The organism is Rhodoplanes sp. SY1 (assembly GCF_046000175.1).
Classification (GTDB): Bacteria; Pseudomonadota; Alphaproteobacteria; order Rhizobiales; family Xanthobacteraceae; genus Rhodoplanes.
The window spans coordinates 1-1,146 of sequence record NZ_JBEOMB010000288.1; the positions used below are offsets into that span (position 1 = coordinate 1).

General features: G+C 66.6%; 1 protein-coding gene. It reads right to left on the bottom strand.

The features are described 5' to 3' along the window. Positions 1-1,050, bottom strand: a 1,050-nt coding sequence (locus ABTU92_RS29165; RefSeq protein ID WP_408095051.1) for a chemotaxis protein CheW, incomplete at its 3' end; no start/stop codon positions are given. Positions 1,051-1,146 lie beyond the last annotated feature (96 nt).

Here is a 1,146-nt window from a genome sequence, read left to right on the forward strand (position 1 = left end):
GACGAACTGCTCCTCCTCGTCCGCCTTTCCATGCTTCGCGTCGTCGGTCTCGGACATGGCGGTCTCGTCGGCTCGAGCCGAGCCGGCGTCGAGCGCCTCCCGGATCGTTGCGTTGCTGAACAGTCGCTCCACGGAAAGAATCGACACCAGGCGCTTGCCGCCGTCGATCCGGCAGACCGATTCGACCTCGCGCAACGCCCCGTCATGCGACAAGAGTTCGGGGAGCGGATCGACGATGCCGCGCGCCACACGAAGGACCTCCTTCACGGCATCGGTGACGATACCGACCGAGAGGACCGTCTTTCCCATCTCGAAGGCGATGACCAAGATTCGGCTCTGGTCGCCGACCTCCGTCGCCCCGAGCCCGAACAGCGAGCGCAGGCTCACCAGCGGCAACAGCCGATTGCGCAGGTTCATCACCCCGAGCACGTGGCTCTCGGAGTTGGGGATGACATTGATGGTTTCGGGAACCTGCACGATCTCCTGCACATGCTCGATCGGCAGGGCGTATTCCTGGCCGTCCAGCTCGAAGGACACGAGCTGCATCTCGTCGGACGTCTCGTCCTCTTCGGTCCTCCCGGCCGCTTCGTCCTGGAGCTGCTCCGACCGCAGGTCCGACTTGTCCTGCCGCCGCCTGCCTTCGCCGTCGCCCATCTGAGTGAGCTTGCCGGGATCGAGGATCATGACCATGCCGCTCTGGCGCTTGATCATGCCGCTGAGCAGGCCGGTGTCGATGGTCGATCGAAGACCCTCGACACCCTCGATCTCGCTCGTCTCGCTGGTGACGACGCTGGCCATACGGTCGACGACGAAGCCGACCTGCCGGCCGCGATTGATCACGACGACCCGGGTCGAGTCGTCGTGCTTCACGTCGGCCAGGCCGAAGAGGCGCCTCAGGCTGGTGACCGGGAGGACCGAGCCGCGCAGGTTGGCGAGGCCGGCGAGGCTCGCCGGCGCCAGCGGCACCTCGACCATCTGGGGCAGGCGGATGATCTCCTGCACCTCGATCAACGGGACCGCGAAGGTTTCGTGGTCGACGTGGAACGTCACGAACTGACGTGTGAGGGCGGCTTCCTCGGATCGCTCATCCGCCCGTCCCGTCGCGCCGGGGCCCGCGGGCCCGGAGGACGCTCCGTCCTGTGCGAC